Annotated in this window: 14 protein-coding genes; 10 read left to right on the top strand and 4 right to left on the bottom strand. The window is 43.0% G+C overall.

Annotation, left to right across the window (positions count from 1 at the left end; all coding sequences use genetic code 11):
* Nucleotides 1-793: 793 nt before the first annotated feature.
* The 6 genes from ACE1AT_RS27680 to ACE1AT_RS27705 all read left to right on the top strand — a co-directional run bounded on the left by ACE1AT_RS27680 (nt 794) and on the right by ACE1AT_RS27705 (nt 6,228).
* On the top strand, nt 794-2,137 hold the full coding sequence (locus tag ACE1AT_RS27680; RefSeq protein WP_374874266.1) for an adenylosuccinate synthase: 1,344 nt from the start codon (nt 794-796) through the stop codon (nt 2,135-2,137).
* Between the two features lie 167 nt (nt 2,138-2,304).
* Entirely contained in the window at nt 2,305-2,604 is a 300-nt protein-coding gene (gene rplY / locus ACE1AT_RS27685; RefSeq protein WP_374874268.1) for a 50S ribosomal protein L25, read from the top strand.
* A gap of 122 nt (nt 2,605-2,726) precedes the next feature.
* The gene (locus ACE1AT_RS27690) at nt 2,727-4,262 is read left to right on the top strand and encodes an AAA family ATPase (protein WP_374874270.1); all 1,536 of its coding nucleotides are present in this window, start codon (nt 2,727-2,729) and stop codon (nt 4,260-4,262) included.
* Nucleotides 4,263-4,437: 175 nt separating this feature from the next.
* Entirely contained in the window at nt 4,438-4,953 is a 516-nt protein-coding gene (locus tag ACE1AT_RS27695) for a hypothetical protein (protein ID WP_374874272.1), read from the top strand.
* A gap of 118 nt (nt 4,954-5,071) precedes the next feature.
* Complete coding sequence (locus tag ACE1AT_RS27700; protein ID WP_374874274.1) at nt 5,072-5,866, top strand: YdcF family protein; 795 nt, start codon at nt 5,072-5,074, stop codon at nt 5,864-5,866.
* A gap of 137 nt (nt 5,867-6,003) precedes the next feature.
* Entirely contained in the window at nt 6,004-6,228 is a 225-nt protein-coding gene (locus ACE1AT_RS27705) for a hypothetical protein (protein ID WP_374874276.1), read from the top strand.
* Nucleotides 6,229-6,234: 6 nt separating this feature from the next.
* On the opposite strand, the gene ACE1AT_RS27710 is transcribed toward ACE1AT_RS27705, so the two are convergent.
* The gene (locus ACE1AT_RS27710; RefSeq protein WP_374874278.1) at nt 6,235-6,507 is read right to left on the bottom strand and encodes a ferredoxin-thioredoxin reductase variable chain; all 273 of its coding nucleotides are present in this window, start codon (nt 6,505-6,507) and stop codon (nt 6,235-6,237) included.
* Nucleotides 6,508-7,020: 513 nt separating this feature from the next.
* Here ACE1AT_RS27710 and ACE1AT_RS27715 point away from each other — a divergent pair.
* On the top strand, nt 7,021-9,408 hold the full coding sequence (locus ACE1AT_RS27715) for an ATP-dependent helicase (protein WP_374874280.1): 2,388 nt from the start codon (nt 7,021-7,023) through the stop codon (nt 9,406-9,408).
* Nucleotides 9,409-9,442: 34 nt separating this feature from the next.
* Here ACE1AT_RS27715 and ACE1AT_RS27720 read toward each other — a convergent pair whose 3' ends face one another.
* From ACE1AT_RS27720 to ACE1AT_RS27730, 3 genes are read right to left on the bottom strand one after another with little or no spacing between them, the layout of a single operon-like run.
* Nucleotides 9,443-10,303, bottom strand: coding sequence for a sulfite exporter TauE/SafE family protein (locus tag ACE1AT_RS27720; protein ID WP_374874296.1), 861 nt, complete (start codon nt 10,301-10,303; stop codon nt 9,443-9,445).
* Nucleotides 10,304-10,320: 17 nt separating this feature from the next.
* Nucleotides 10,321-11,019, bottom strand: a complete 699-nt coding sequence (locus tag ACE1AT_RS27725; protein ID WP_374874282.1) for an MBL fold metallo-hydrolase — start codon at nt 11,017-11,019, stop codon at nt 10,321-10,323.
* Nucleotides 11,020-11,040: 21 nt separating this feature from the next.
* Nucleotides 11,041-11,496: a beta-lactamase hydrolase domain-containing protein gene (locus ACE1AT_RS27730; protein ID WP_374874284.1), complete on the bottom strand. Its 456-nt coding sequence runs from the start codon at nt 11,494-11,496 to the stop codon at nt 11,041-11,043.
* 216 nt (nt 11,497-11,712) lie between these two features.
* Between ACE1AT_RS27730 and rpmI the strand changes: the two genes are divergently transcribed.
* From rpmI to ACE1AT_RS27745, 3 genes are read left to right on the top strand one after another with little or no spacing between them, the layout of a single operon-like run.
* The gene (rpmI, locus tag ACE1AT_RS27735) at nt 11,713-11,910 is read left to right on the top strand and encodes a 50S ribosomal protein L35 (protein WP_017311701.1); all 198 of its coding nucleotides are present in this window, start codon (nt 11,713-11,715) and stop codon (nt 11,908-11,910) included.
* A gap of 22 nt (nt 11,911-11,932) precedes the next feature.
* Nucleotides 11,933-12,289 carry a 50S ribosomal protein L20 gene (gene rplT, locus ACE1AT_RS27740; RefSeq protein ID WP_016861233.1) on the top strand — a complete coding sequence of 119 codons (357 nt, stop codon included), beginning with the start codon at nt 11,933-11,935 and terminating at the stop codon, nt 12,287-12,289.
* Nucleotides 12,290-12,291: 2 nt separating this feature from the next.
* Nucleotides 12,292-13,170 carry a transporter substrate-binding domain-containing protein gene (locus ACE1AT_RS27745; protein WP_374874286.1) on the top strand — a complete coding sequence of 293 codons (879 nt, stop codon included), beginning with the start codon at nt 12,292-12,294 and terminating at the stop codon, nt 13,168-13,170.
* Nucleotides 13,171-13,414 lie beyond the last annotated feature (244 nt).

Here is a 13,414-nt window from a genome sequence, read left to right on the forward strand (position 1 = left end):
ATAAATATATAATTTTTAATTTTATTTGATTTTTGGTGTCTTTAACTACACATTTTTTCTATTGTTCCAAGTATTCCACAAATTATGTGTGTAAAAAAGAGAAAAACTACTAAGTGCGATTGCTAACCTGCTAAAAGCAGCATGTTCAATTTTATCATAAAACAGAATCGCAAGATTAAAGAGATTATTTCACTAACAAAATAACATTTTAATCATGAATTATATTAAGAATCACAATTGCAGATAACTGCATTCAGAGTCCTCAATAATTCATTTGCTCACAAGGTTTAGATAAAATTCAGTGTTGTATAAATGCAAGATGAGTTGGGGGTTGAAAGCATGGAAAAATAGTTAAAAATTAAGCGAAATCATCCTATGATTCAGCAACGCCAAAAATTCTTTTAATCCTATGTCTTGGATATCAGTAACTTTTGGCTTTCATAAAAGTATACTTGAGGTAAGTACTCAAACAGAATTAATTACACACATTGTCTTCCTGTTCCCCGTTCCCTGTTCCCTGTTGCCTAACCACTTAATTTTGGGTTGATTTATTTGAACTTGCGGATGGCGATCGCTCCTCCCAACAAGCAATTACTTTTAATGATGTACACCGCAGAGGCTTGATGTTGGGTAGTATTTGATTGCAAAAAAACGCTTGCTAATGCGATCGCCCACATTAAGAGACGTGTCTACGTTTATCATCGGTAAACTTTTGCTTTCAAAGCTTGACATCGGCTACAAAATTTGTCGATAATTAGCATTTGTGAAAACTTTAGCTTTTTAATATAAACTCTTGGCTAACGTTATTGTTATAGGTGCCCAGTGGGGCGATGAAGGAAAAGGAAAAATCACCGACTTACTCAGCCGCTCCGCAGATGTGGTAGTACGTTATCAAGGGGGTGTCAATGCTGGACACACAATTGTAGTCAAGGGTCAAACCTTTAAATTGCATTTGATTCCCTCTGGTATTTTGTACCCGGATACAGAGTGCATTATTGGTTCAGGAACAGTCATCGATCCACAGGTTTTAATAGCAGAACTCGATCAAATAGAAGAACTTGGCATTTCTACTAGCAATTTATTAATTGCTGAAACTGCACACGTGACAATGCCTTATCATCGTTTGATTGATCAGGCATCAGAGGAACGCCGAGGAAATCATAAAATAGGTACGACTGGTCGAGGTATTGGCCCAACCTATGCCGACAAATCGGAGCGGACAGGCATCAGGATGTTAGACTTGATGGACTCCCAAGGGCTAAGTGACCAACTAGAGTGGACGATCAATTATAAAAACGTCATTTTAGAAAAACTTTACAACTTACCACCGCTAGAACCCCAGAAGGTGATAGATGAATATCTGGGGTATGCGGAAAGGTTGCGACCTTATGTGGTCGATACCTCTCTAAAAATTTACGATGCGATTCTGCGACGGCGGAATATCTTATTTGAAGGCGCACAGGGTACACTCCTTGATCTAGATCATGGGACTTATCCCTACGTCACCTCTTCTAACCCAGTAGCAGGAGGGGCTTGTGTTGGTACAGGGCTAGGCCCGACAATGATAGACCGGGTAATTGGGGTAGCAAAAGCCTATACTACTCGTGTTGGCGAAGGGCCTTTCCCCACAGAATTAGATGGGGAATTAGGAGAATTGTTGTGTTCCCGTGGTGCGGAATTTGGCACAACCACCGGACGCAAACGCCGGTGTGGCTGGTTTGATGCGGTCATCGGTCGCTATGCTGTGCGTATTAATGGCTTAGACTGTCTAGCAATCACAAAACTAGATGTCCTTGATGAACTAGAGGAAATTAAAGTTTGTGTTGCCTATGAGATAGATGGGGAACGCTGTGAGCATTTTCCCACCAGCGCCCGTAAGTTTACTCAATGTCGTCCCGTTTACAAAACCTTACCTGGATGGCAGCAGTCTACCAGTAACTGCCGTTCTTTAGATGACTTGCCAAGACAAGCGTTGGATTATCTCAAATTTTTGGCAGAATTAATGGAAGTGCCGATCGCGATTGTTTCTTTAGGAGCCAGCCGCGATCAAACTATCATTGTCGAAGACCCGATACATGGCCCCAAACGGGCTTTGCTACACGCCGATGGTTCTCCAGCTTCATTGCTGAGTGCTTAGGTTAGGGATCGGGGATCGGGGATCAGGGATCGGAGACAAGGAGGACAAGGGAGACAAGGGAGAGAATAAACACTAATCCCCTTTCCCCGATCCCCTTTCCCCGATCCCCTTTCCTCGATCCCCGATCCCCGATCCCCCAATTTGTCAATTTACAACTAACAATTTCTATGGAACTTACGATTGATTGTAAAAAGCGCCCGGAAGGTAGCAAGCCCAATGCTTTGCGTCGTTCTGGATTAATACCTGCTAATTTGTATGGTCACAAAGGTAGCGAGTCTGTTTCTCTAGTTGTTGACGCTAAAACTGTTGAGAATTTGCTCAAGAAGGCTCGTGTCAACAAAACTGAGTTTGAACTCAATGTTACAGATTTGGATTGGCGCGGTAAAACGGTGATCCGCGAACTTCAAACTCATCCGGCGAAGGGAACACCTTACCACTTGAGTTTTTTTGCTTCCAGCAAAGGTTGATAGAGTTTATCATAATTGCTGAAAAGACCAGGGTAAAAACCCTGGTTTTTTGTTGATTGAATCACATAGAACACATAAACGCGATAGCGGCTTCAAGGAAGAGTAGGAGACAAAGAGAAAAGATGGCTATTTCTATTCCACCTTTAATTGAGCAGATGTTACAACCTGGGTTTTATCCCCATGTGGTACAGGAACCAGTGAAGTTAATTCAGACGCATGTTTCTTATGTATTGTTGACTGGGGATTATGTTTATAAGTTGAAGAAGCCAGTAAATTTTGGCTTTTTGGATTATTCAACCTTGGAAAAACGCCAGCACTTTTGTGAGGAAGAGTTAAGGTTAAATCAGCGAGGTGCAGGGGAATTATATCTAGAAGTATTGCCTATAAGTTTGGTAGGTGAGCAATATCAACTAGGGGGAACAGAAGCGGTAGAGTATGCGTTGAAAATGCATCAGTTTCCCCAGGAAGCTTTGCTGAGTGAAATGTTTGAGCAGGGGAAGTTAGAGGAGGAGCATATCGCAGAATTGGGACGGGTAGTAGCAGAGTTTCATAGGGAAGCTGTTACCAATGATTACATTAGTTCTTTTGGGGAAGTATCACAAGTCCGGGCTGCATTTGACGAAAATTACCAGCAAACGGAAAAATATATTGGTGGGCCACAAACTCAGGTGCAGTTTGAGGAAACGAAGCAGTATACAGATCGGTTTTTTGCAGAACGTGCGGATTTATTTAAGAGTCGCATTCAGAACAATTATATTAAGGAATGTCACGGAGACCTGCATTTAAGAAATATTGCGCTATGGCAAGATAAAATTTTGCTCTTTGATTGCATTGAGTTTAACGAACCATTTCGCTTTGTTGATGTAATGTACGATGTCGCTTTTGCGGTAATGGACTTGGAAGCAAGGCAGTGCAAAGATTTAGCTAATGTGTTTTTAAATACTTATATTGAGCAAACTGGAGATTGGGAAGGTTTACAGCTATTACCTTTGTATTTAAGCCGCCAAGCGTATGTCAGAGCCAAAGTAACTTCGTTTTTGTTAGATGATCCTGGTGTACCGCCAGAAGCCAAAGAGGAAGCGGCGAAAACTGCGGCGGCTTATTACCGGCAAGCGTGGGAGTATACTCAACCGCGTCAAGGACAGTTAATTTTAATGTCCGGGGTATCTGGTTCTGGGAAAAGTACAACGGCTCGGTGTTTAGCTCAACAGATAGGAGCAGTTCACCTGCGCTCAGATGCGGTGCGGAAGCATTTGGCGGGGATTCCCCTACTGCAACGTGGTGGAGATGATTTGTATACCCCCGAAATGAGTCAAAAAACCTATGCACGCTTGCTGGAATTGGGAATAATACTCGCAAGTCAAGGATTTAATGTGATTTTGGATGCTAAGTACGATCGCCAGCAATTACGACAAGAAGCGATCGCCCAAGCCCAAGACAAACAAATACCTTTACAAATTCTGGGTTGCACTGCACCGCTAGAAGTTTTACAACAACGTCTGCAACACCGCACTGGTGATATTGCTGATGCAACTGCTGAATTGTTAGAGTCACAACTTGCTGCTGCTGAGGCTTGGACAGAAAAAGAAAAACCACTAGTAAAAATTTTGGACACAACTCAACCAATACAGGCACAATTAAAAGAAATATTTCACTAATGCCTTAACAGAAAATTTGAGATTTGAAATTTGAGATTTTGGATTTTAGATTGAGAATTATTAGTGAATAGGAAAGTAATTTTTGTAATTGACTTGATGCTCATAAATCCAAAATCCAAAATCTAAAATCCAAAATCTAAAATCTAAAATCTAAAATCTAAAATCGGTTGACCTCATGGCACCACAAAAGAACAATTTCAACCAATTTCTATCGATTTCGCCCAACTTTTTGAATCAAATCCTGTTTGGGGTATTTTTAACACTCATTTTTTTGGTAGTCGGTTATGCACTACCTATAAGCCTTTTCTTGGGTGTGTTGGGTGGTTTGGCTGTAGGCTGGGTGACTACAGCTAATAAAAGTAGCCCTCAGAGTGATGCAATTGCTTCTTCTGAGGGTATTGATGCAGGTTTGAAATACTGGTTATTTTTCTTACTTGGCTTTGTTTTTTTGGGATACAAACCATCTGTAAGCATCTTGCTGGGTTCATTGGCTGGGATTGGCGGAGGCTGGCTGATTGCTTGGTGGAAAAGCAAGGAAGAAACTAGAACTCAAATCCCCGATGAATTAACAGATGAAACACAACTAGAATTACCCCCTACCCCAACTGTCAAACGACGCATCCGAAAGCCCACACGTCGTTACCGTCGTTCATCTGGTAATTCCAACTGGCCACAATTTTGGCGGAGGTAAAAAAGTTTTGGGGATCGGGCATGAATCAGTGATCAGTTATCAAATTAAACTGGTAACTGATCACTGATCAGTGATCACTGAGAAGTTGTCCCCCGTGTCCCAATCCCCGATCCCCCTTATGTTCTTGTATCTCTCAAAGTTGCTACCACTATTTTTTTATCCTTTGGGGCTAGCTAGTATTTGTCTAGTGGTAGCGCTGTTTATGGTATGGAAACGCCCTCGTACAGCAGCGATCGCGATGATGTTGGCGCTGCTAATATTGTTATTGAGCAGTAACGCCTGGATTGCTAATCTCATGGTGCGATCGCTCGAATGGCAGTATTTACCACCTGCACAACTCCCAAATACTGAAGCAATAGTTGTCTTAGGCGGTGCTACCAAACCAGCTTTATCACCACGACCGGGTGTAGATTTAAATGAAGCTGGCGATCGCGTAATTTATGCTGCTCAACTTTATCGCCAAAACAAAGCCCCTGTAATTATTCTGAGTGGTGGACGTATCAATTGGGACGACAACCAAGGTTTAGCAGAATCTGAAGATATGGCTCAAGTCCTTACATCTATTGGTGTTCCACCAGAAGTTCTCATTCAAGAATCGGAATCTCTCAATACCTATCAAAATGCAGTAAATGTCAAAAAAATACTTGATACTCGTGGAATTCGCCAGATTTTACTTGTGACTTCAGCTATGCATATGCCGCGATCGTTCTTAATCTTTAAACACCAGGGTATTGATGCTATCCCTGCACCTACTGACTTTCTTGTAACTCAAAGTGAAATCGAGGCGCTAAGTCACACTCCCAAGGCTGCTATTTTGAGTTTGCTACCTGAGAGTTCTAATTTACACAAGTTTACTGCGGCAGCAAAAGAGTATGTAGGTATGTTTGTCTATCGTTTAAGAGGTTGGCTTTGATTTGAAAGATCAATCCAAAATCCATAGATGCACGAAGTGCGGCTACCTTTGGTAGGCGCGTTAGCGACAGGCGTGCAAGTAGCCACTCCGTGTCTACTCGACAAAGTAATCTAAAATCCAAAATTGTTTGACTCCTTATGTCTAAAAACTTACCATATATTATTCCTCCGCCTCAACCTCAAGTTGAGGAAAGTTTTGCTGTCTATCAAACAACTCACCAGTTTTATCACGAAGTTAAAACGAGATCAGATCATCAAGAATACTGTGAGTGGTACTACGCAATAGCAGAACAGCATCGTCAAGACCTAAAAAAAATGCGCGGCGAATTGAATATAATGCAGTTTTTTGTTCGCCGCCAATGAGGGATGTTAGATAATTTCTAACTCCTGTTCGCGGAAGTGAGCTTTAAATTTTTTACTAAACTGCACTAAGACTGGCAAGTTAGCACTAACTGGTCTCTCCTGCCATTGAGTAACAATAGCTACTACTTCTCCTTCTGTACCTTTCAGGTCAAATGCATTACCGCGATGTTCGGGATGATGGTACACTACCACGGATTCTTTAACACGAACGCGATCGCCTTTATTCATAACAAAATTTACACCTAGCTTCTGCTTTTCCACAAGTGTCTCCACTGCCATCCCTCATTGAACTTGCTGCTCATAAAATAGACTGTTTGCAAAAGTTGATCTTGGCTTCTAGCAGTATTAAGGCGCAATTTGACGTCTTAATACTGCTAGACAAACAAAGCCTGCCCATGCAGGCTTGAATATGGTTCGTTCTCTTAGTCTAAAACCCTGTTTTCCAATCGACGAGAAGAATAAGAGAACAAGGCGACATCAAAAATCGCCTATACTTTAGCAACAGTCCCAACCATTTTATCTTCACTCTAGGGTGATACAGCAGTCAACCTCTAACAGGATTTTGGATTTTAGATTTTGGATTGACGAGGCACGGGTGACGAAAGAGCATCGCCACATTGAGTGCCGTCCCCCAGCCCCTAACCCCCAATTTGGGGGAATGGGGGGTTAGGGGGAGAAGCTCTGTACCCTGCTCGGAATAATTGGTCAAGTTTGTGGTTGTTGTTGATAGTTTAGTTGTTGGTTGTACTAAAAATTTAAAATTTTAATGTAATATCTCATTTTAAACATCTAGTGCCTCAAGAATCATATCCAATCGAAGCTGATCCTCTGTCCACTTTATCTTCTCTGAGAGAAAGTGCGATTTTAAGCATTCGCAATCGCCTGCGTCCTGGACAGCAACAAATGGCTGATTGGTACTCTGGGCCATTGGCTGTCTCTGCTGTTCCTGGTGCTGGTAAATCTACGGGAATGGCGGCGGCGGCGGCGATCGCGATCGCCCGTCAGTATCAGCGTTCAAATTCTTCAGGTTCGTCTCAACGTCAGCAATTAGTAGTAGTGACCTTCACTCGTTCTGCTGTTGCTAATATCAAAGTCAAAATCCGTAAATACTTACGTGAAGAATTATCCTTACCTCAAACTGGTTTTGTTGTATATACCCTGCATGGACTAGCTTTAAACATTGCTAGTCGCCATTCCGATTTATCAGGATTGCAATTAGATAACGTCACATTAATTACACCCAACCAAAGCCACCGCTTCATCCGTAATGCCGTAGAAGAATGGATTGCTAGCCATCCAGGGCATTATTTTCGCTTACTAGAAGGTATACAATTTGACGGTGAAGAGACAGAAAGATTGCGTCGCCAATCAGTATTGCGAACAGAAGTATTACCAGATTTAGCAACAACCGTAATTCATGAGGCAAAAAGTTCGGGAATATTGCCAGAAGATTTACGACGTTTAAGTGAACAAACCACAGACAATTATGAAATTTTAACTGTGGCTGCGGGATTATACGAGCAGTACCAAAAATTAATGCGATCGCGTGACTTCATTGACTACGATGACATGATTTTAGCCGCGCTGCGAGTACTCGAAAATCCCAGCGCCCGCAAAATCGAACAAAACCAAGTATTCGCCGTTTTTGAAGACGAAGCCCAAGACTCTAGTCCCCTCCAAACCAAACTCTTACAAATTCTTGCCACCAATCCCGACGATCTCAACCAACCAAACTTAATTCGTGTCGGCGACCCCAACCAAGCAATTAACTCCACCTTCACCCCCGCAGACCCAATTTATTTTCGTGAGTTTTGCGAAGATTGCAACAGCAAAAATCGTTTAGCAACAATGGATCAAGCAGGACGCAGCACCAAAATGATTATTGATGCTGCCAATTTCGTCTTGCAATGGGTAAATAGCCTCTATGGGAACACAAAACGACACGGGGACACAGGGACACAGGGACACGGGGATGTTTCCGCGTCTTCGCATCTCTCAATAGACCTGTCCACCTCCCCCTTTCGTCCCCAAATCATTCGCCTTGTTGACTCTAGTGATCCTCAACCAGATGCAAATCCTCAACCAGTGGGACGGGGACTAGAACTGTATACTCCGCGTGATATTCATCACACAGTTGAATTGCTTTCCCAACGAGTAATTCAGTTATTTTCCTCAGAACCAAATACCATTAGTGCAGCCATATTAGTCAGAGAAAACCGTCAAGGTAGATGGTTAGCAGAAGCATTAACACCTGTATGTAAAGAGCATCAAATTACACTTTATGATGTTGGAGAACGCGATCGCCATTCCCATGTACCCCAGGAAATTTTGGCATTACTACAATTTTGCGATCGCCCCCACTCTCCTGACCATTTGAAAGCAGCCTTGGAAGTCTTTGTAGAAAGACAGTTAATTCCCACTCAAGACCTCAACGCCCCTGCTGCTGTACCTGAAGAATTCTTGTATCCAGGCCCCTTGTCTGCACCCCAGCCAGAACCAGTACAAAAAGCCGCACACCTATGTCGAAGTTTATTGCGGGCGCGGATGGAACTACCCCTGTATCAGTTGATTTCCTTCCTCGCTTTGGCATTAAATTACGACCAAGCAGAACTTGCAACTGCCGACAAACTTGCAGAACGGGTGAATATACAAATAGCTGGTCATGCTTCAATGACAAATATGCTGAATGTCCTGAGTGAAATCGTCAATTCTGAAAGATTTGAACCCGTAGAAACAGAAGACTTAGAAGCCCGTTATACCCGTCGTGGTCAACTGACAATTATCACTATGCATAAAGCCAAGGGTCTAGACTGGGATTACGTATTTATACCATTTATGCACGAAAATTTAATACCTGGACGCTTTTGGGTTCCTCCCCAAAGTCAGTTTCTCGGAGACTTTACCTTATCAGAAGTCGCCCGCGCCCAAATTCGGGCTGCACTTCACGATCAAGCGAATTTACCAGATGTCACCCAAGCTTGGGAACAAGCAAAATACCTCAAAACAGCCGAAGAATATCGTTTACTCTACGTCGCCATGACACGGGCAAAACGCCTGTTGTGGATGTCTGCTGCTCAAAAAGCCCCCTTTACTTGGAGTAAACCAGAGAATTTGCAAACTTCAGCACCATGTCCTGTCTTCCCTGCATTAAAGCGACAGTTTCCTGAATGTGTGGTGTAGGGGTTGTAAGGGGGTAGGGGTGTAAGAGGAGATGTTATGTGTATGGAATAACTTCTGTAGTTTCGCTTGTGGAAACATGCTTCGATGTCGGCTGAGATTGGAATGCAGTCCGATTTTGCCAGAGAATAAAGGCCGACATTGCTAGGAGAAAATAACCAAATGCTCTTTGCAGGTGTCTAGCCTGAACAAAGCGTACCAAATATGCTCCTACAAATATACCGAAACTGGCTGCGATCGCAAATGTTGCCATCAAATTTAAATTTAGGGGAACATGACCCAAATAGCCAACAAAGCCAGCGATCGAATTCAGGACTATCACTAATAAAGATGTACCGATCGCTTGTTTCATCGGTACATTTGCCAACAAAACTAACGCTGGCACAATGGCAAAACCCCCTCCCACCCCCACTAAACCCGTCAAAGCACCTACACCTATCCCTTCACTCACTAGCCACAGCCAGCAATATTTACAGACTGGTTGAGGATACAGCGTTAAGTCTACTCCTTCGGCTGGGATAGGGGTAGCCGTTTGCGGATGCTTGCGAAGCATAAACCCTGCTGCTAAAAGCATCATGATCGCAAACATGAGCATTTGCAGGGTTCCTGTGATCAAAGGAAGGGTAGCAATTCTCGCTCCCGCGTAGGCTCCAAGCATGGTCGATAATCCGAACATCCCAGCAGTCTTTAATTGGACATTACCTAATTTCCAGTGAGGAATTGCCCCTAACAAGCTGACTGTACCGATAATTGCCAAACTCATAGCGATCGCACTTTTAGGCGGTACTCCCATCACATACACTAAAGTTGGGACTGCTAAAATCGAGCCACCACCGCCAATTAATCCTAAGCTAATCCCAATTGCTACTGCTAGTATATGACCTACAATCCACTGAATCATGGTAGCTCTGATTTTCAAGTCAAAACTGTTAAAGAACCACACATCTCATTCGCAGGTACGGCTTCCATCATCTTCTTAGGGTCTGGTAAGTTCAGATTTGCCATAAATTCGATGAAGTTGTCGCGTGTACGTCCAACAAAGCGGGGATTCCAATGTTTTTCTTCCCAAATTGTTGATACTGTATGCCCTCGATAGTCATGACCTGGATAAACTAGGGTGTCATATGGCAAGGTAAACAAGCGTTGCGTCACTGAATCATACAAGATACCAGCATCACCACTTTGAAAATCCGTGCGACCGCAACCTCTAATAAACAAAGCATCTCCCGTTAACACTCGGTCATGATTGACCAGATAAGCATTATGACTATCGGTATGACCAGGGGTAGCGATCGCCTTAACTATCACTTCTCCAACTTGCAATATTTCCCCATCCTGAATGTAGAGGTCGGCACAAGATGCGTGAGCGTGTTCCGGCACAACACCTAAGCAACCTGTAGCTGCTCGTAATTTATCGGTTCCCGTAATGTGATCGGCATGAATGTGGGTTTCGAGACAGTAGCGCAGGGTTAATCCAAGTTCTTGCAGGAGTTTGCGATCGCGTTCCACTTGCTCTAATACTGGATCGACGAGAATAGCCTCTTTTGTATCGGTATCAGCAATTAGATAAGTGTAAGTGCTAGATTCTGGATCGAACAATTGACGAAATAACATTTTCCCTTCCTCCCAAATTCATTACTCAGGACTTTTTTGTGAATACTTTTCCACATAGTTCTTAAAGAACTCTTTCATTTGCGGATAGGCACTGCAATCAAAACCAATTTGCCCTGCTTTATCAAATGCCTGTTCTGATGTCATCCCTTGTCGTGTCGCCACATTCATTAATGCCATTGCACCAGCACGCATCCCTACTCCACAGTGGATTAAGGCTGGTTTTGGCAGGTTGTCAATTTTCTTTAGGATCTCAGTAGTCAATTCCTCACTCAGTTCCGCAACCTTGACAGGAATATTCATGTACTCTAGCCCTAGAGACTCTGCTTGCTGCTGTTCGTCGTGTAAAAAACCCTGTTCATCAGGCGATCGCAAGTTGAGTACAGACTTAAAACCCTCCGTCGCTGCTTGTTGCAACTGTTCTGATGTTACCTGTCCGGCTACAACTAGCTCATCATTAATCTTCTTGACGTTTTCCATTACTATCTTGCTGACTTGAAAGTGGGTGTAGGGGTGTAGGAAGAGTCATATTTTTATTCACCCTCGTGCTACTTAATATTTCTTTTCCTGCACTTTCAGGATAAGCACAAAAATTGAGGAATTTGTGAAGATAGCCGTAAGACAGGCAAGAAAGATATGGCTGATTATTCTCAATCACCGTTATAATTATGGATTGTGTCGAATTATAGCCATCCCATGCCCAAACTCAAAACTCGTAAAGCTGCGGCAAAAAGATTCCGCGCCACCGGCAGTGGTAAAATCGTACGTCGCAAGGCATTCAAAAACCACCTGCTCGAACACAAAAGCTCTAACAAAAAGCGTAAGCTTTCCAAAACAGTTCTTGTTGACGAGCGCGACGCCGAAAATGTACGCTTGATGCTCCCCTATTTGTAATTTGTTCAGGAAAATTTAAGCCATGACAAGGGTAAAACGCGGTAATGTTGCTCGCAAACGCCGCAAAAAAATTCTCAAACTCGCCAAAGGTTTTCGTGGATCTCACTCCACTCTGTTTAGAACCGCCAATCAGCAAGTGATGAAGGCGCTGCGGAGTGCTTATCGCGATCGCAAAAAGCGCAAGCGTGATTTCCGTCGCCTCTGGATCACCCGGATCAACGCTGCTGTTCGTCAACACGGCATGAGCTACAGCCAGTTTATCGGTAATCTCAAAAAAGCTAACATCCTACTCAATCGTAAAATGTTGGCACAAATGGCAGTCCTCGATCCAACTGGTTTTGCTAAAGTAGCAGAATTGGCAAGCCAAGCAAAGAGTTAAAAATGGGTAATCCCAAACAGGTAATGATGGGGGGATGGGAAAATCGGGCGGTGGGGAGAAAAACCCTACACCCAAAACCTGCCACCCGCAATTACTTTTTTCGGAGTATTGGCAAAAAAATAATTCTTTTGTTGTTGCTATTTGCCCTTGTGATTGGAGATACACAATCCTCAGCATCTGCCGCAGAACTGACAAAAATTCAGCGGCGGGGCTATCTAACGATTGCTGTCAAAGATAATTTGCGTCCCTTGGGATTTACAGATCCAAAAGGCAATCTTCAAGGTTTTGAGATTGACTTAGCCCAACAATTAGCAACAGACTTACTTGGGAAAACCAATGCTGTCAAATTCAAACCTATAGCGAATCGCGATCGCCTCTCACAAGTCATAGATCATAAAGTTGATCTCACTATTGCCAGGGTGACAGCAACCGAATCACGCGCCCGCTTGGTAAGTTTAAGTATACCTTACTACTTTGATGGCACGAGATTAATTACCAAAAATACCTCTATACAGAAGCTAGGCGACATAGATAAACAGAAAATAGCCGTTCTCAAAAATTCCAGTACCATAGCTGATATTAAGTATTATTTGCCACAAGCAGATTTGGTGGGGGTGAATTCCTATGCAGAAGGGCGATCGCTTTTAGAAAATAATACAGTAGTAGCTTTTGCAGCCGATACTAGCGTTCTGAGTGGCTGGGTGCAACAATATCCTCAATATCGGCTAGTACCAGTCAAGCTATCAACTGAGCCTTTATCTGTAGTCATGCCCAAGGGATTGCAGTATGATGATTTGCGACGTAAAGTAAATGGAGCGATCGCACGTTATTTGGAAAAAGGTTGGCTTCAGCAACGCGCTCAACACTGGGGTTTACCGTAAAATGGTCATTGGTCATTGGTCAATGGTCATTGGTGAAAAACTCTTAATTCTGGACAATTGATACTTACATTATCAACTCTAAGTAGAACGATTTGAAAAAAACAAACTAAACCTCGTCCATCTTGAAAAGAGGAGTTTTTCAAAAAGGACATTATGTAGGTTGGGTGGAACGGAGTGTAACCCAACATTAACCAGACTATAATGTTGGGTTTCGCTGTCGCTACACCCAACCTACAAAACTACA

This window comes from Pelatocladus sp. BLCC-F211 (genome assembly GCF_041928655.1).
Lineage (GTDB): Bacteria > Cyanobacteriota > Cyanobacteriia > Cyanobacteriales > Nostocaceae > Pelatocladus.